Genomic DNA, 17,576 nt, shown 5'->3' on the forward strand with positions numbered 1-17,576 from the left:
CCATGAAGGCCACGCATGCCCGCCACGACGTGCGTCGGCGTCTGCGTGCGCAAACGCGTGCCGAGCACGACGCGGTGGATGCGGCATTCGCCGTCTCGCCGCATTGGGATGACACGGCCTACCGCACCTTCCTGCGCAAGCATGCGCGGATCGTCCTGCCCGCCGAAGCCTATCTCGCCCGCCATCCGGACTTCGCCGATATTCCGAACGCTTCGGCGCGCCTGCGCGCGGAAGGCCTCGCCGCCGACCTCGCCGATCTTCGAAGCGGCGTGCCGCAGCCGATGCGCCTGCAGTTGCCGGAGGGGCGCGGCGGCCTGCTCGGTGTCGCCTACGTCATGGAAGGTTCGCGGCTCGGCGGCCGACTGATCGCCCGGCAACTGGCGGCGGCGTCGCCCCACCTGCCCTTTCGCTTCCTCGATCACGGCGACGCGCTCGCCGACTGGGCGAGCTTCCTCGCCTGGATCGACGCCGGCGAATGGTCCGACGAAGAGGTCGACACCGCGATCGATGCCGCTCGCGACATCTTTTCCATCTACGCGCATCTCGGCGGCGCCGAGGAAAAGGCAGGCGCCGCATGACCTATGTCACGCTCGAAAACTGCGATCGCGAACCGATCCATCTCCTCGGCCGCGTCCAGTCCTTCGGTTTTCTCATCGGCTTCGATCAGGAATGGCGGGTCTCGCATATCTCCGAGAACGCCCGCACCTTCCTGCCCAGCCTCGACGAGAGTGCGCTCGGCCAGGAAGCGCGCGTGCTTCTTACGCCCGAGATCGTCCATACGATCCGCAACCGGCTGCAATACCAGCGCCCCGACAGCGGGCCCGAGGTGATCGGCGATCTCGCGCTGCCCGGCGCGACGCAGCGCTTCGACGCCGCGGTCCACCGTTCGGGCGACACGGTCGTGCTCGAATGCGAGCCGGCGATGGATCCGTTCTCCGAGACGGAACTGAGCGCCGTTCGCAACGCCGCCGCCCGCTTTGCCAACGCGACCGGCATGAAGCGGCTGATGAACGACGCCGTGCGCCTCGTGCGCATGACGACCGGCCACGACCGCGTCATGTTCTATCGCTTCCTGCCGGACGACAGCGGCGAAGTGGTCGCCGAAGCGCGCGGGACGGACCTCGAGGCCTTTCTCGGCCTGCGCTATCCGGCTTCCGACATTCCGAGCCAGGCACGCCGGCTCTACGCCAAGAATCCGATCCGCATCATCGCCGACGTCCACGACGAAGGCGCGACGATCGAGGCCGCCTCGAACGTCGCCGACCCGGTCGTCGACCTTTCGTCGAGCGTCATCCGCTCCGTCTCGCCGATCCATCTGGAATATCTGCGCAACATGGGCGTGACCGCCTCGATGTCGATCTCCATCGTCATCGACGGCAAGCTGTGGGGCCTCATTGCCTGCCACCACTATTCCGGCCCCTACATGCCGCCGCTCAGCCGGCGCAACGCGTCGGTCCTGCTCGGCCAGATGCTTTCGCTCGCGCTGCAACGGCGCCTGAGCAAGGACGAGCAGATCCACGACGAGGCCGTGCGCCGCGTTTCCAACGAGATCTCGCGGGCGGTGACGAACCATGTTCCCACCCGAGAAGCGCTCTATTCCTGTGGCGAAGAGTTCGAGCAGATCCTGAGAGCCGACGGCTTCGCCTTCCTTTACGAGGGCGTCGTCACCCGCCACGGCAGCACGCCTTCGTCCGACAACGTCTCGGCGCTCGCGAAGGCGGTCAATACCGGCTCGGACAACGACATCGTCGCGACATCCGAGATCGGCACGCTTTTCGGGTCGATCGACTGGACGAAGGAATCGACGGCCGGCGCCGTCATCATTCCGATCTCGCGGACGCCGCGCGATTACCTCATCTTCTTCCGCGACGAGGTTCGCCAGCAGGTCGTGTGGGGCGGCAACCCGGACAAGCCGATCGAATACGGGCCGAACGGCGCGCGCCTCAGCCCCCGCAAGAGCTTCGAGGCCTGGCAGACGACCGTCGCCGGCAAGAGCGAAGACTGGCTCCCCGCCGATCTGCGCGCGGCGAGCCACCTGCGCATCACCCTTCTCGAGGTCGTGCTGCGTCTTGCGGAAGAAGCCGCGCTCGAACGGCGGCGGGCTGCAGAAACGCAGGAACTCCTCATCGCCGAACTCAACCACCGCGTCCGCAACATTCTCGGTCTCGTGCGCGGTCTGGTCTCGCAGTCGCGCGACCCGTCGCTGACGATCGAACAGTTCGCCGCGATCATCGACAGCCGTCTGCATGCCCTGGCGCGCGCGCACAACCAGATCACCAAGACCAACTGGTCGAATTCCTCGCTGAGCGGCCTCATCGCCGCCGAGGCTGAATCCTATCTGCTCGACCGGCGCTCGTGGCTAACGGTCGGCGGCGACGACGTGCTTTTGACACCGACCGCGTATTCGACCGTCGCGCTCGTCATGCACGAGATGGTCACCAACGCCGCCAAGTACGGCGCGCTGACGGACGAACGCGGCCGGGCGAAGGTGATGCTGACGCTCAAGGACGGCGGCGTCGCGATCGACTGGACGGAAAGCGGCGGCCCGCCGGTCAAGGCACCGACGCGACGCGGTTTCGGCTCGACGATCATCGAGCGCTCGGTGCCCTTCGAACTGCAGGGCGAGGCCGACATCCGCTACGATCTCGAAGGCGTATCGGCGCGCTTCTGGATCCCCAATCGACACTTCACCGTCGCGGAAAAGACGGCCGCCGGCAAAACCGAGAATCCCGCCTCGCCCGACGAGGCCGGTGCATCGCCGGCGACGCACGCCGTTCCGCAGCGCGTGCTGATCGCCGAGGACAACATGCTGATCGCCATGGAAGCCGAGGACATGGTCCGCGACCTCGGCGCCACCGAGGTCGTAATCGTTCCCTCCGTCGCCGGCGCCATGCAGGAGATCGAGCAGCGCGAGTTCGACTTCGCCCTTCTCGATGTCAATCTCGGCGACGAGACGAGCTTCGTGATCGCCGAAACGCTGATGTCCCGCGGCGTACGGATCGGCTTTGCGAGCGGCTACGGCGACGATGCCCGCACCCCCGCCACCCTCGTCGACGTCCCCCGCATCTCGAAGCCCTACTCAAACGACGCGATCCGCGAACTCCTGCTCGGCAAGTAGGGTTCGGCGGCGAATAGTCGTCTCAGCCGGCCTCTTCCTTCGGGGCCATGCGGCGGGCGGCCAGTCTTTCGAGGCCCGAAAGGGCGTCGTAGATCAGCACGGCCAGCGCGCCGACGATCAGGCCGCCCTGCAGGACGAAGGCGATGTTGTTGGACAGCAGGCCGGCGATGATCACTTCGCCGAGCGTCTTGGCGGCGACCGTGGAGCCGATGGTGGCGGTCGCGAGCCCGATGACGACCGAAAGCCGGATACCGGCAAGGATGACCGGGAACGCAAGCGGCAGCTCGACGCGAAGCAGCCGCTGGAAATTGGTCATGCCGCTGCCGCGGGCGGCCTCCATGACGGCGTTGGGCAACGTCGTCAGCGCCGTGAGCGCGTTTTCGAAGATCGGCAGCAAGCCGTAGAGGAAGAGCGCGATCAGTGTCGGCTTCTGGCCGAATCCGACCGCCGGCACGGCGAGCGCGAGCACCGCAACCGGCGGAAAGGTCTGGCCGACATTCACCAGGCTGCGCGAAAGCGGCAGGAATTCGCGACCCGATGGACGCGTCACCAGGATCGCCAGCCCCACAGCGACGATCGTCGCGGCGACCGTCGCCGTCAGGACGACGCGCAGATGCAGGAGCGTAAGCGTCAGCAGGCTGCCCTGATTGTAGATCGGCGGGGCATTGTTTTCCGTCAACGGCTTGAAGACCGGCGCGAAGACGTTCGGCTCGGTAATGAAGACGATCAGGAGAACGAGCACGGCAAGCCGGATCGCCAGCGGCAGGAAGCGCTTCATGCCGCCGGCCGTGCCGCCTGCTCGAGCAGGGCTTCGCGGGTCACGCGCCCGAGCGGTGCACCGGCGGCGTCGACGACGGGAAGGGCGTTGCGGCCCGACCACAGGAGTTCGGCGAGCGCATCCCGGCGTGTGGCGCTGACGGGAAGCGGTTCGCCCTCGGCGGCACCGTCTTCGACCACGGCTTCGAGCGCGCTCAGCGAGAGATAGCGGAAGGGCCGGTCCGCCGAACCGATCAGCGTCTCGACGAAGTCCGTCGCCGGATTGGCGAGGATCTCGGCGGGCTCGGCGTATTGCAGGAGCTTGCCCCCGTCCATGACCGCGATGCGGTCGCCGAGATGGATCGCCTCCTCCATGTCGTGGGTGACGAGCACGATCGTCGTGCCGAAGCGCTGCTGGATCGTCATCAGGTCGTCCTGCGCCTTGGCGCGGATGACCGGGTCGAGCGCGCCGAAGGGTTCGTCCATCAAAAGGATGTTCGGCTCGGCGGCAAGCGCGCGCGCCACGCCGACGCGCTGTTGCTGACCGCCGGAAAGCTCGTGCGGATAGCGATCGCGGAAGGCCTGCGGGTCGAGCTGGTAGAGTTCGAGCAGTTCGTCGACCTTGGCGTCGATGCGCGCCTTGTCCCAGCCCGAAAGCACAGGCACCGTGGCGATGTTCTGCGCGACGGTACGGTGCGGAAAGAGGCCGTGACCCTGGATCGCGTAGCCGATGCCGCGCCTCAGTTCGTGAGCCGGCATCTCCCGCGTGTCCTTGCCGTCGATGCGGATCACGCCCTCGCTCGGTTCGACGAGGCGGTTGATCATACGCAGCAGCGTCGTCTTGCCCGAACCCGAGGTGCCGACAATGGCAGCGATCGTGTGCGGATCGACGGTCATCGAAACGGCGTCGACGACCGGCGTACCGGCATAGCGCTTGGTCAGCGATTCGATCTCGATCATGCGGACGCTCCTTCGCGGCCCGTGCGATTGGAAAGTTCGATCAGAGCGTCGAGGACGATCGCCGCCGCGAAGGCGAGCGCGACCGTCGGCACGGCGCCGAGCAGGACGAGATCCATCGCGGTCTGGCCGATGCCCTGGAAGACGAAGACGCCGAAACCGCCGCCGCCGATGAGTGCTGCGATGGTGGCAAGGCCGATGTTCTGCACCAGCACGATGCGGATGCCGGTCAGGATCACCGGGAAGGCGAGCGGGAACTCCACGCGCATCAGCCGCTGGCCGTCGGTCATACCCATGCCGCGCGCCGCGTCGTTGGCCGCGCGCGGTACACCGGCAAGCCCGACCACGGTGTTGGCGACGACCGGCAGCAACGAATAGGCAAAGAGCGCGACGAAGGCCGGCGCCGTGCCGATGCCGCTGACGCCGATCGCCGCTGCGCCCGGCACGTTCGCCGCGACCCAGCCGAGCGGCGCGATCAGGATGCCGAAGAGCGCGATCGAGGGAATGGTCTGCAGGATGTTGAGCACGTTGAGAACGGAGGCTCGCACGGGCGGAACGCGGTGGCAAAGGATGCCGAGCGGCACGCCGGCCACGACGGCTGCGGCGAGCGAGCCGAAGGCGAGCAGCACGTGCTGACCGGCCTGCTGCCAGAAGGTATCGGCCCGTCCCGCATATTCCTTCATGATCGAGAGCTGGTCCCAGCTTCCCGAGGCGATGACGAGCGCCAGCGCGCAGGCGGAAAGGACGAGGACGCCGATGCGTGCGAGCGGCGGCAGGCGGAGCCGCGTCAACGAATCCGCCGTCAGGATGGCGAAATCGAAGACGAGCAGCCAGAAGCCCCAGGCCGGCGAGATGCGCGCGTAGCTGTTGCCCTCCGGCGTCAGATAGGCGGCCGCGTAGCCGACGAGAAGCGCGAGCGCGAGCACGGCCGCAAGGCTTGCCGCGAGGCGAAGCATGGCATGCGTGCGCAGGAGCGCGACGAGTGCGGCAAGCGCGACGACGACGAAGAGCAGCACGGCCGCCCAGACCGGCAGGGCCGTCGCGATGGAACGTGCCTCGCCGAGCACGATCCGGTTTTCCCGGAACGTGACAAACGGCCCGACAAGCGCGCCGATCGCCGCGAGGAGTGCGACGACGACGCCGAGCTTGTCGACCCGTGAGGCGAACCAGGATTGCCGGGCCGTCACCTGCGGCCCGGCATCAGCATCGATCGTCGCCATGCCCTTCAGTGCCTCGCGGCGACCAACGGTGGCCGCCCTATTTCTTCAAGAGGTCGTTCTTCTGCAGGAAGTCCGCGGCAACGGCATCGGCCGGCTCGCCACCGAGCTGCACGCGACCGTTCAGCTTCTGCAGGGTTTCCAGGTTCAGCTTCTTGAAGACCGGCTTCAGGTAGTCCGCGATCTTCGGATACTTCTTCAGCACCGGTTCGCGGATGATCGCCGTCGGCTGGTAGACCGGCTGGACGTGCTTGTCGTCCTTCATGACCACGAGGCCGGAAGGCTGGATGCCGCCGTCCGTGCCGTAGACCATCGCCGCGTTGGCACCGTTCGTCTGACGCGCGGCGGCGGCGATCGTCGCCGCGGTGTCGCCACCCGAAAGCGTGATGAGCTGGTCGGAGTCCAGATCGAAGCCGTAGGCCTTTTCGAAAGCCGGCAGCGCCGCGGCCGAATTGACGAATTCCGAAGATGCCGCAAGCTTCACGTTACCGCCGTTCTTCACGTATTTGGCGAAATCGGAAAGCGTGGAGATGTCGTTCTTCTCGGCCACCTCCTTGCGCAGGGCGATGCCCCAGGTGTTGTTGGCCGGGGCGGGTGTCAGCCAGACGATGTCGTTCTTGTCCTTGTCGAGCTTCTTTGCCTGCTGGTACGCCTCGTCGGCGTTCTTCCAGATATCCTTGTCCGCCTGGTTGAAGAAGAAAGCGGCATTGCCCGTATATTCGGGATAGATGTCGATCTCGCCGGCGACGATCGCCTTGCGCACCACGGGCGTGCCGCCGAGCTGCAGGCGGCTCGTGGTGGGGATGTCGTGAGCCTGCAGGACCTTCAGGATGATGTTGCCGAGCACGGCCCCCTCGGTGTCGAGCTTCGACGAGACGACGACGGCCGCGCTTGCGGAAGTGAGCCCAATCGCAGTCGCGACGGCGGCGGCCAGAACGGTTTTCATCAGGGACATGCGCTTCTCCGGTATCTCCCAGCGACGGTCTGTCCGTCGCACCATGCGGCAATGGTAGGCCGCAGACGCCGTTCGTCTAGAAAAAAATCATACATGGGTTAAAAGCGTGAATATTATCTGCTTTTCGTGACAAAAACCGGCATTTCATGACCCTTCGGTTTGGTCCGTCTTCGGCACTCGATTGAAATCGCCATCGCCACTCCAAGCCCCGACGGCGCGTAGAGGGATCGTGACAATTGCGCAACAGTTCCGTGCGGATCGGATTGCCGGCGGATTGCGGGCTACACCTGCGCGTGATCGCCAGCCACTGTGGCCGCGTCATCGAGAGAGGGACCGACATGACGCTTATCGTATCACATACCGTTCGTCGCGCAGCCGCCATCGCTGCGTTTTCGGCATGTCTCGTGGGGACGGCATTTTCCGCCGCTTCGGCTCAGAGCCAGCAGGACGCGAAGAACCAGTCGACGACCGAAGGGGCGAACCAGGCCGGCCAGGCCTCCGATCCTCTCGCCTACGATCCGGACAAGTTCGACATCAAGGCGACGTTCACCGGGGTGACGGACTACGTCTCCCAGCGCGGCTTCTCGCAGACCGATCAGGACCCGGCGCTGCAGGGAACGCTCGACGTCTTCTACGGCGACTTCCACAGCGGGTTCTTTATTTCGAACGTCGATTTCGGCGCGCCGGAACCGGACATCGAGTTCGACCCCTACGTCGCCTGGCGCCCGACATTCGGGCAGTTCAGCGTCGACGTCACCGCCTACAGCTACCTCTATCTCGATGCGCCACAGGACGATTATCCGGAGGTCTTCGCGACCGGATCCTACAAGATCCAGGATCTCGCGACCGTCGGCGCGACATTCGCGCTCGGGCCGGACTATTTCGGGGCCGACGACACCGGCTATTTCTACCGCGCCAATCTCAGCGTGCCGCTCCCCCATGATTTCACGTTCTCCGGTTCGTTCGGCTATCAGGCGTTCGCGAACAACACCTCCACCGAACATCTCGTCTGGGATGCGGGCGTCTCGTACAAGTTCAACGACAATGTGAGCTTCTCGCTCAGCTACCACGACACCGACATCGACCATTCGAAGTGCACCGGCATCTTCCAGTGCGGCCCGACGGTCGTCGGCGCGATCAACGTGACCACGAGCCTCAGCGAGCTGCGCAAGAAGTTCAAGGATCAGTAGCGATCCGGCAGCGTCCGCCGAAAGCTGCCGGCCTTCCGGTGCTGGCCGGCGGCTTTCGACGGACCCGCGCGACCGGCTCCGGCCGTCATCGTGTGGTCCGTTCGCTCGCGCGGCAAGGCCTTTACGGCGCAATGCTTTCGGTCGATATAGTCCGACGCAATGAGCAAGCGGCGCATCACCATCCTCGGGTCCACCGGATCGATCGGCCGGAACACCCTCGACGTCATCCGACAGGCAGGCGGGCGCGAAGCGTTCGACGTCGTGGCACTGACGGGCCACGCCAACCTGGCATTGCTTGCCGAACAGGCGATCGCGACCGGCGCGGAATGCGCGGTGACCGCCGATCCGGCAGGCTACGACGAACTGAAGGATCGCTTGGCGGGCACAGGCATTGCCGTCGCCGCCGGTCCGCACGGCTTGATCGAGGCCGCCGAACGACCTGCGGACCTCGTGATGGCGGCGATCGTCGGCAAGGCCGGCCTTGCGCCCGCGCTCGCGGCCGCCGCGCGCGGTGCAGACATCGCCCTGGCCAACAAGGAGTGCCTCGTCACGGCCGGCGATCTCTTCGTCGCCGCCGTTTCGGCCGGCGGCGGCCGGCTGATCCCGGTCGACAGCGAACACAGCGCCATCTTCCAATCGCTCGACCGCGACCAGCGCCATGCGCTCGAGCGGATCATCCTGACGGCTTCCGGCGGCCCGTTCCGCACCTTCACCCGCGAACAGATGAAGGCCGCGACGCCCGCCGACGCGCGCGCACATCCCAACTGGTCGATGGGCGAGAAGGTCTCGATCGGCAGCGCGACGATGTTCAACAAGGCGCTCGAGATGATCGAGGCGAAGCATCTCTTCGCCGTCGAGCCCGATCAGATCGAGGTCGTGGTCCACCCGCAATCGATCGTCCATTCCATGGTCGCCTATTCCGACGGCGCGGTGATGGCCCAGCTCGGCGCACCGGACATGCGCACGGCGATCGGCTACGCGCTCGCCTATCCGAAACGCCCTGCCCTGAACGTCGAACGGCTCGATTTCGCGAAGATCGCCCGGCTCGATTTCGAAGCGCCGGACGAGGCCCGGTTCCCGGCCCTTTCGCTGGCGCGCACGGCGCTCGAACGCGGCGGGCCGCAGGGCGCGATCCTCAACGGTGCGGAGGAAACGGCTTGTCGCGCCTTCGTCGAGGGTCGCCTCGGCTTCCTGCGCATGGCCGATATCGTCGCCGACGTGATGGACGCGATGGCGAACCATGACGATGCGTCGACCATGGAAGCGGTGATCGCCGCCGACGCCGAAGCGCGCGACCGCGCCGCCGAACGCATCGGCCGGTAACCTTTCGTTCCCTATCGATGGCACAGCCGTGCAAAGCGGACGACCGCCACGATGCCGACGAGCGCGAAGGGAAACGTCGAGGCGAAGAGGCCGAACCCTTGCGCGAAGGTGAGGGCCCGGTCGCCGACACTTTCGAAATCGCCGGCGTTGGCCGCGATCCCGGCGACGGCGGCGCCGAGCGCCGTACCCACGCTCTGCATGACGGTGATCGCGCCGGAGCCTCGTGCCCGGCTCGCAGCGTCGAGCGAACGGATCAGGCGTTCGCCGAGCACCGGACGGGCGGAACCGAACCCCGCCCCCATCACCGCCCCTGCCAGAACGATTGCAACGAGCGGACCGTGACCGATCACGACCGCCTGAAGGATGACCCCCACGGCGATCGCGACGCTTCCGGCAATGAGGATCGTCGTGCGACGCGCCTCGTCCGCCCGTGACACGACGAAGGCCGCGATCGTCCAGGCGACGGCGTCCGAAACTCCGACATAGCCCGCTTCGACCGCGCTCAGCCCGTATTGCGTGACGAGGATGGTCGGCGTGTAGAGGCTGAAGGCGACCCCTGCCGCGGACGTCGCGCCGTAGGCGACGTAGCCCGCACCGGCGAGCGACCGGGAGAGATCGGCAGGAAGCAGGCCGGTTCGTGCACGCTGATCGAGCCGGACGGCGAGGGCGAGCGCGACGAGCCCGCTTAGCGCGAGGACGATCGCGGCCGCGACCCCCGCCACGACGCCGGCGCTCGCAATCGCGACGATGCCGGCGACGACCGGGATCAGGGCCCGGATGGAGGCCTCGGATTTCGCTCCCGCCGATTCCGCCTCGGTGCCGAACAGGCATGCGGAAAGAAGCGCGAGCACCGCGGCCTGCGCGGCGAAGAACACGAAGACGCCCGGCCAGAAGCCCGCGTCGGCGAAGATGCCGCCGAAGAGCGGGCCGGCAATCGTCGCGATGCCCCAGATGCCGGCCGAGATCGCGAAGATGCGTGAAAGGTGGCGCCCCGGCAGGCAGACCGCTGCGACCACGTAGCCGAGGCCGCCGAGCCATCCCGCACCGAGCCCCTGCATGGCACGCCCCGCGATGAAGACGCCGATCCCGTTCGCGGATGCCGCAACCATGCATCCGACGGCGAAGAGGGCGGAAGCGAACGTCATCGCCTTCGCAAGACCGAGCCGTTCGGCCGAAACGCCCGAAAGAGCAGCGGCGGTGACGATCCCCACGGCGAACGCGGCGCTGACCCAGCCGAACCACTGATAGGCCGAAAAGCTGGCTCCGACGCTGGGCAGGATCGTCGCCGTGACCAGCGAATTGGATGCGATCAGCCATTCGGAAAGAAAGACGACGACGAGATACGGCGCATGGGCGCGCGTGAAGAGGTCTTCTCCGGACGAGCGTTCCTCGCTCGCCGATACGCCGTCAGCCATGCCGCCGCTCCCATTCGTCACGCACCCCCTGGCGCGCGATCGGAAGCCCGGGCTATAGGACCTCAACCTAAGGTGAGGTCAAGCGATGAAACCGGTCATGCGCGAACTTTCCGTCGGCGAGGTTTCCCGGCGAAGCGGCATCAGCGTCTCCGCCCTGCATTTCTACGAGCGCAAGGGGCTGATCGCCGCCGAACGCAGCGCCGGCAACCAGCGCCGCTATCCGCGCACCGTGCTGCGCAGGCTCGCCGTGATCCGCGCGGCGCAGCTGGTCGGCATTCCGCTTTCGGCGATCGCCAGCCGGCTCGATGGCGCGAGCGAAAAGATGAGCCAGGTGGACTGGTCGAAGCTCGCACGCGATTGGCGAGCGGATCTCGACCGGCGCATCACGTTGCTTCGGGATCTGCGCGACCGGCTCGACGGCTGCATCGGCTGCGGCTGCCTCTCGCTCGACGAATGCCCGTTGCAGAACCCGCAGGATCGTCTGGCGGAGCTTGGACCGGGCGCGCATCGCCTGCGCGGTCTCGATTCCGAAGAACGGGAAGCCGACACCGATCGGGGCTAACGCACCGACGATCGACGGCATTGGCATGTCGGGAACGATTGTTTCCGCCGCAGTCATTCCCATCTAAGGGCAAGGTCCAGGACGCGAGGAGATATCGTGGTCGACATCCATTCGCAGGCAGACGAGGCCTTTCGCGCACGCGAAAGCGAAATCGAGCGGCTCGACAAGCTCGCGCATTTTCTGGATACGCGCTGGGGAATCCCCGGGACGCGGTTCCGCTTCGGCGGCGATGCGGTACTCGGGCTTATCCCCGGCATCGGCGACGGCGCGTCCGCCCTGATCTCGGCCTACATGATCTGGCGCGCGCATGGCCACGGTGCACCGGGCTCGCTGATCGCCCGCATGGCCGCCAACGTCGCCTTCGACACGGTCGTCGGCAGCGTGCCGATCGCCGGCTCCGTCTTCGACGTCTTCTTCCGCGCCAACACGCGAAACATGGCGCTCCTGAAAGAGCATCTGGAAAAACAGCAACGCGCCGCACGCGGTGGAACTAGCGTGTGATGCGTCTTTATTATTCTCGAAACTCGCCATACGCACGAATTGCACGCATGGCAGTCGTCGAGTGGGAGATCGCACCGGTCGAACAGATCGAGGTCGTGACCCGGGCGCCGGACAATCCTCTTCTCAAGGTCAGCCCGACTGCGCGCGTGCCGTGCCTCGTCGATGGAGAACGCGTGATCGGCGAGGCACGCACGATCTGCGCCTATCTGCAGAGCATGGATGCGGACCATCGATCCACAGCCGATTGGGACCGCATCGCCTTCGAAAGTACGCTTACCGGCTTTCTGGATGGACTTGCCGTATGGATTCGCGAAACGCGCCGTCCGGAGGATTACCGGTCTTCCGCAGTGATCGAACATGAACGGGCCAAGACCCTTCGCTGCCTCGAATGGCTCGATGGACGGGTTGCATCACCGAGGGGTACGGCGTTGGATTTCGGTGATATGACGCTCGTTTCGGCACTGCACGTCATGGAGTTCAATCGTCTTGTGCCCGACTGGCAGTCCGGGCATCCAGTCCTCGGAAATTGGCTCGATCAGCTCGAGGGCCGGCCATCCGTATCGACCACCCAGCCGCGTTGAGCCTTCCCGAAAGATGAAAGCTAGGACTCGTCGCCGTCAATGAGAGATGGCCCAGATGCCGAGTTGCGTCGATCCCGAAGGTCTTGCCTGACCGGAGCGAACGTCTCGCCCATCGGAATATTGACCGGTCCTGCTTAAGCGACCGCCCGTGCCAGCGCGCATTGCGACCACAGATCGTGAAGGGCGCCGACCAGATGCTCGATGTCGGCGTCCGAATGGAACGGCGTCGGCGTGATGCGAAGGCGTTCCGTCGTCTTCGGCACGGTCGGATAATTGATCGGCTGGACGTAGATGCCGTAGTGGTCGAGGAGCAGGTCCGAGATCCACTTGCACTTCGCCGCGTTGCCGACCATCACCGGCACGATATGGCTTGGGTTGTCCATGTGCGGAATGCCGCGCCGGTCGAGCATGGCGCGCACCTTCTTCACCCGGTCCTGATGGCGGATCCGCTCGAAGGGGCTCGCCTTAAGGTGGCGGATGGACGCCGTCGCGCCCGCGGCGAGCGCCGGCGGCAGCGCGGTGGTGAAGATGAAGCCCGACGCGAAGGAGCGCACGAAGTCGCAGAGCGCCGTCGAAGCGGCGATGTAGCCGCCCATCACGCCGAAGGCCTTGCCGAGCGTGCCTTCGATCACCGTCAGGCGATCCATCACTCCGTCCCGCTCGGCGATGCCGCCGCCGCGCGCGCCGTAGAGACCGACGCCGTGGACTTCGTCGAGATAGGTCATCGCGCCGTATTTTTCGGCAACGTCGCAGATGTCGGAGATCGGCGCGATGTCGCCGTCCATCGAATAGACGCTTTCGAAGGCGACAAGCTTCGGTGCCGCCGGATCGGCGGCGGCGAGCTTGGCTTCGAGATCGGCGACGTCGTTATGCTTCCACAGAACCTTTTCCGCGCGTGAGTGACGGATACCCTCGATCATCGAGGCGTGGTTCATGGAATCGGAAAAGACGATGCAGCCCGGGATCTTCGAGGCGAGCGTACCGAGGGCCGCCCAGTTCGAGACGTAGCCCGAGGTGAAGATCAGTGCGGCTTCCTTGCCGTGAAGATCGGCGAGCTCATGCTCTAGAAGCACGTGGTAATGGTTGGTGCCGGAAATGTTGCGCGTACCGCCCGCGCCCGCGCCCGCTGCGTCGATCGCATCCTTCATGGCCGTGCGCACCGCCGCGTTCTGGCCCATGCCGAGATAATCGTTCGAGCACCAGACGGTGACCTCGTGCGTGCCTTCGGGCGTATGGCGCGTCGCCTTCGGGAATTCACCGGAGTGGCGCTCGAGATCGGCAAAGACGCGGTAGCGGCCTTCGTCGTGCAACCCGTCGAGCGCGCCGCGAAAATACGCTTCGAAATCCATCAGACCGTTTCCCCGCACGCTTCGACGGCCATCCTGCCGTCTTTCATCCTTTTTGCATCGAACCTTACAGCCGTCCATGCGACCGAGCGTCCGGACACCGACCCAGTGCCTTGACGCCATCCGGTTCCTGCACCCCATTTAACGCATGTGTCGCGTTTTCCTAGAGCCGTTCTAAGCTACGCCATCGAACGGCGCTGGAACACCCGCATTTTGGCAAAAAACGTCGCAGGTGACTACTTTTTTTGACACTCGGCCGTAAAGCTCGATTGTCACATGCGACGTAAGCTTCTCTCGCGTGGAGAAAGTGGTGTGCCCCACAGGCATTCTCCGATGGCACGAAGAAACGTTCACGCCTTGGCGAGCGCGCGTTTGGCCATTACGCGAACGAGATTGGCGCGGTATTCCGGGCTGCCGTGAAGATCGCCCAGCATCTCGGAGGGATCGAGCGACAGGCCTTCGAGCGCCGAGGCTTCGAACCGCTGTGCCAGCGCCTCTTCCGCCGCTTCCCAGCGAAAGGCGCCGTCGCCGCCCGCACCGGTAACGCCGACGCGTACGGTCTCGGCCGACTTCGCGACGAAGACGCCGCACATGGCGTAGCGCGAGGCGGGATTGCGGAACTTCTCGTAGCCCGAGCGCTCCGGCGCCTCGAAGCTGACCGCGGTGATGATTTCGTCGTCCTCGAGCGCCGTCTCGAAGAGCCCGACGAGAAACTGGCCGGCCTCGATCTCGCGCTTGGAGGTATGGATCGTCGCGTCGAGCGCCAGGATCGCCGCCGGATAGTCGGCGGCCGGATCGTTGTTGGCGAGCGACCCGCCGAGCGTGCCCATGTGGCGCACCGCCGGATCGCCGAGCACGCCGGTCATCTCGTGCAGGCCCGGACAAACCGCGGCGATCTCCTTCGAGGCATGGATCTCCGCATGGGTCGTGCCCGCGCCGATCTTCACGCTGCGCCCGTCGACGCTGATGCCCTTCAGCGCGTCGATCCGGCCGAGATCGATCAGATCGCTCGGCGCGGCGAGCCGGGCCTTCATGGTCGGCAGCAGGGTCTGGCCGCCGGAAAGCAGCGCCGCCTCGTCGCAATCGCCAAGCAGCTTGACGGCCTCGTCGACGGAGGAAACCCGATGGTAGGTGGTCGAATACATGTGTTTCGCTCCCTTATGCGAAGGCGTCGGGCGTCGTGCCGTTGATCGCGGCCCAGACGGATTGCGGCGTGGCCGGCATGGTGAGGTCGTTGTGCCCGACGGCATCCGTCAGCGCGTTCATGAAGGCGGGCGGCGAACCGATCGCGCCCGCCTCGCCGCATCCCTTGATGCCGAGCGGGTTGCTCGTGCAGGGCGTCTCGGTCGTCGAAACCTTGAAGGACGGCAGGTCGTCGGCGCGCGGCATGCAGTAATCCTGATAACTCGCCGTGACGAGCTGGCCGGACTCGGCATCGTAGAGGCAGCCCTCGAGCATCGCTTGGCCGATGCCCTGAGCGATACCACCATGGACCTGACCCTCGACGATCGTCGGATTGATGATCGTGCCGAAATCGTCTGCTGCGACGAACTGGATGATCTCGGTCCGGCCCGTTTCAGGATCGACCTCGACCTCGCAGATGTAGCAGCCGGCCGGGAAGGTGAAGTTCTGCGGATCGTAGAACGCACCTTCCTTCAGCCCGGGCTCCATGCCGTCCGGCAGGTTGTGGCCGGTATAGGCGGCGAGCGTCACCTCGTTCCAGGCAAGCGAGCGGTCCGTGCCGGCGACCTTCAGCGTGCCGTCCTCGATGACGATGTCGTTCTCGTCGGCCTCGAGCTGATGGGCGGCGATCTTCTTCGCCTTCGCCTCGACCTTGTCGAGCGCCTTGGCGATCGCCGACATGCCGACGGCGCCCGAGCGCGAGCCGTAGGTGCCCATGCCCATCTGCACCTTGTCGGTGTCGCCATGGACGATCGAGATGGAATCGATCGGCACGCCGATGCGGCCGGAAACGAGCTGGGCGAACGTCGTCTCGTGGCCCTGCCCATGGCTGTGCGACCCGGTCAGCACCTCGATGGTGCCGACGGCGTTCACCCGCACTTCGGCCGATTCCCACAGCCCGACGCCGGCGCCGAGCGATCCGACCGCCTTCGAAGGCGCGATGCCGCAGGCCTCGATGTAGCAGCTCATGCCGATACCGCGCTTCATGCCCCGCTTTTCGGCCTCCGCCTTGCGCGCAGGAAACCCTTCGTAGTCGGCTTCCTTCAGGGCGGCGTCCAGCGAGGCGTCGAAATCGCCGGTGTCGTAGTTCATGATGACCGGCGTCTGGTGCGGGAACTCGCGAACGAAGTTCTTGCGCCGGAACTCCGCCGGCGAAAGGCCGAGTTCGCGCGCGGCCGTCTCCATGATGCGCTCGACGACATAGGTCGCTTCCGGCCGCCCCGCCCCGCGATAGGCGTCGACCGGCGCCGTGTTCGTGTAGGCCGTGCGCACATTGGCGTGCACGGCGGGAAAGGCGTACTGGCCCGAAAGCAGCGACGCGTAGAGATAGGTCGGCGTCGCCGAGGAAAAGAGCGACATGTAGGCGCCCAGATTGGCGACGGTGTCGACCTTCAGCCCGGTCACCTTGTGATCGGCGTCGGTCGCGAGCTTGACCGTCGTCACGTGGTCGCGCCCGTGCGCGTCGGCGAGGAACGCCTCCGTGCGGTCGGCAACCCATTTGACCGGTACGCCGGTGCGCTTCGAGGCCCACAGGCACACGATCTCTTCGGGGTAGATGTAGATCTTGGACCCGAAGCCGCCGCCGACGTCCGGCGCGATGATCCTGAGCTTGTTTTCAGGCGCGACGTTGTAGAACGCGCTCATGACGAGGCGTGCGACATGCGGGTTCTGGCTCGTCGTCCAGCAGGTGTAGTGATCCTCGGCCGCGTTGTAGACGCCGAGTGCGGCGCGCGTTTCCATCGCGTTCGGGATCAGCCGGTTGTTGACGATCTTCATCTCGGTGATGTGCGCGGCGTTCTTCAGCGCCTCGTCCGTCTCCTCGCCGTTTCCGAGTTCCCAGTCGAAGATGAGATTGTTTTCGGCTTCGGGATGGATCTGCGGCGCGCCATCCTTCAGCGCATCGACGGCGCCGGTGACGGCAGGCAGTTCCTCGTAGTCGACCACGACCGCATCGGCCGCATCGCGCGCCCGCGCCTTGCTGTCCGCCACGACGACCGCCACCGCGTCGCCGACATAGCGCACGCGATCCTCGGCAAGCGGGCGCCAGCGGCCCATGTTCATGGGCGAACCGTCCTTCGAATGGATCATCCACCCGCAGATGAGATCGCCGATCCCGTCCTCGGAGATCTGCTTGCCGTTGAGGATACCGATGACGCCGGGCATCCCCTCGGCCGCGGACGTGTCGATGCCGTTGATCTTCGCATGGGCATGCGGGCTGCGCACGAAGGCGGCGAACTTCATGCCGGGCACCACCATGTCGTCGACATAGCGGCCCTTGCCGGTGATGAACCGCTTGTCTTCCTTCCGCGCCACGCGGGCGCCGATGCCTTCGATACCCATGATGTTTCCTCCGCTCTGTTTCGCTTGCGGCCGTACCGCGCCTCAAGGCGCTGGCCTCCGCGGGGGCGCGCCATCGGGCGCGACGGCCGGTCGGCCTTGCCCTGGTCGGGAAGTTTCCCTCCCGGTCGTTTCG

Annotated in this window: 15 protein-coding genes; 7 read left to right on the forward strand and 8 right to left on the reverse strand. The window is 65.9% G+C overall.

The genetic code is table 11. From position 1 onward, the window contains the following. The first annotated feature begins 2 nt into the window (after positions 1–2). The gene (locus FJU11_RS04575; RefSeq protein ID WP_181408043.1) at positions 3–578 is read left to right on the forward strand and encodes a biliverdin-producing heme oxygenase; all 576 of its coding nucleotides are present in this window, start codon (positions 3–5) and stop codon (positions 576–578) included. Next, on the forward strand, positions 575–3,118 hold the full coding sequence (locus FJU11_RS04580) for an HWE histidine kinase domain-containing protein (RefSeq protein WP_141165844.1): 2,544 nt from the start codon (positions 575–577) through the stop codon (positions 3,116–3,118). The genes FJU11_RS04575 and FJU11_RS04580 overlap by 4 nt, the downstream gene beginning before the upstream one ends. A gap of 22 nt (positions 3,119–3,140) precedes the next feature. Here FJU11_RS04580 and FJU11_RS04585 read toward each other — a convergent pair whose 3' ends face one another. Genes FJU11_RS04585 through osmF form a run of 4 tightly spaced genes read right to left on the reverse strand, consistent with a single transcriptional unit; the run spans position 3,141 to position 7,003 of the window. Continuing rightward, positions 3,141–3,896 (reverse strand): ABC transporter permease, encoded by a 756-nt coding sequence (locus FJU11_RS04585; protein WP_141165845.1) that lies wholly within the window; start codon positions 3,894–3,896, stop codon positions 3,141–3,143. Next, entirely contained in the window at positions 3,893–4,834 is a 942-nt protein-coding gene (locus FJU11_RS04590) for an ABC transporter ATP-binding protein (protein ID WP_141165846.1), read from the reverse strand. Before FJU11_RS04590 ends, FJU11_RS04585 begins: the two co-directional genes overlap by 4 nt. Next, a complete protein-coding gene (locus tag FJU11_RS04595; RefSeq protein ID WP_141165847.1) occupies positions 4,831–6,051 on the reverse strand; it encodes an ABC transporter permease in 1,221 nt (406 codons plus the stop codon). Before FJU11_RS04595 ends, FJU11_RS04590 begins: the two co-directional genes overlap by 4 nt. 37 nt (positions 6,052–6,088) lie before the next feature. Beyond that, positions 6,089–7,003 (reverse strand): glycine betaine ABC transporter substrate-binding protein OsmF, encoded by a 915-nt coding sequence (gene osmF, locus FJU11_RS04600; protein WP_141165848.1) that lies wholly within the window; start codon positions 7,001–7,003, stop codon positions 6,089–6,091. A 338-nt stretch (positions 7,004–7,341) separates the two neighbouring features. Here osmF and FJU11_RS04605 point away from each other — a divergent pair, with 338 nt between their 5' ends. Further along, positions 7,342–8,193, forward strand: coding sequence for a TorF family putative porin (locus FJU11_RS04605; RefSeq protein WP_141165849.1), 852 nt, complete (start codon positions 7,342–7,344; stop codon positions 8,191–8,193). Between the two features lie 159 nt (positions 8,194–8,352). Further along, positions 8,353–9,516: a 1-deoxy-D-xylulose-5-phosphate reductoisomerase gene (gene dxr / locus FJU11_RS04610; protein ID WP_141165850.1), complete on the forward strand. Its 1,164-nt coding sequence runs from the start codon at positions 8,353–8,355 to the stop codon at positions 9,514–9,516. A gap of 11 nt (positions 9,517–9,527) precedes the next feature. Here dxr and FJU11_RS04615 read toward each other — a convergent pair whose 3' ends face one another. Further along, positions 9,528–10,931 (reverse strand): MFS transporter, encoded by a 1,404-nt coding sequence (locus FJU11_RS04615; protein ID WP_141165851.1) that lies wholly within the window; start codon positions 10,929–10,931, stop codon positions 9,528–9,530. A 97-nt stretch (positions 10,932–11,028) separates the two neighbouring features. On the opposite strand from FJU11_RS04615, the gene soxR reads away from it, so the two are divergent. The 3 genes from soxR to FJU11_RS04630 all read left to right on the forward strand — a co-directional run bounded on the left by soxR (position 11,029) and on the right by FJU11_RS04630 (position 12,575). After that, positions 11,029–11,493, forward strand: a complete 465-nt coding sequence (gene soxR / locus FJU11_RS04620) for a redox-sensitive transcriptional activator SoxR (RefSeq protein WP_328591717.1) — start codon at positions 11,029–11,031, stop codon at positions 11,491–11,493. A gap of 96 nt (positions 11,494–11,589) precedes the next feature. After that, positions 11,590–11,994 (forward strand): DUF4112 domain-containing protein, encoded by a 405-nt coding sequence (locus tag FJU11_RS04625; RefSeq protein WP_235890808.1) that lies wholly within the window; start codon positions 11,590–11,592, stop codon positions 11,992–11,994. Next, a complete protein-coding gene (locus FJU11_RS04630; protein ID WP_141165854.1) occupies positions 11,994–12,575 on the forward strand; it encodes a glutathione S-transferase family protein in 582 nt (193 codons plus the stop codon). The genes FJU11_RS04625 and FJU11_RS04630 overlap by 1 nt, the downstream gene beginning before the upstream one ends. A gap of 134 nt (positions 12,576–12,709) precedes the next feature. Here the strand turns inward: FJU11_RS04630 and hemA are convergent, their stop codons facing one another. The 3 genes from hemA to FJU11_RS04645 form a co-directional block, all read right to left on the reverse strand. Further along, positions 12,710–13,924 (reverse strand): 5-aminolevulinate synthase, encoded by a 1,215-nt coding sequence (hemA, locus tag FJU11_RS04635; RefSeq protein WP_141165855.1) that lies wholly within the window; start codon positions 13,922–13,924, stop codon positions 12,710–12,712. A gap of 347 nt (positions 13,925–14,271) precedes the next feature. Continuing rightward, positions 14,272–15,066, reverse strand: coding sequence for an FAD binding domain-containing protein (locus FJU11_RS04640; protein WP_141165856.1), 795 nt, complete (start codon positions 15,064–15,066; stop codon positions 14,272–14,274). A gap of 13 nt (positions 15,067–15,079) precedes the next feature. Then, positions 15,080–17,443, reverse strand: coding sequence for a xanthine dehydrogenase family protein molybdopterin-binding subunit (locus tag FJU11_RS04645; RefSeq protein WP_141165857.1), 2,364 nt, complete (start codon positions 17,441–17,443; stop codon positions 15,080–15,082). Between the last annotated feature and the right edge of the window lie 133 nt (positions 17,444–17,576).

Source organism: Pararhizobium mangrovi, assembly GCF_006516965.1.
Lineage (GTDB): Bacteria > Pseudomonadota > Alphaproteobacteria > Rhizobiales > Rhizobiaceae > Pararhizobium_B > Pararhizobium_B mangrovi.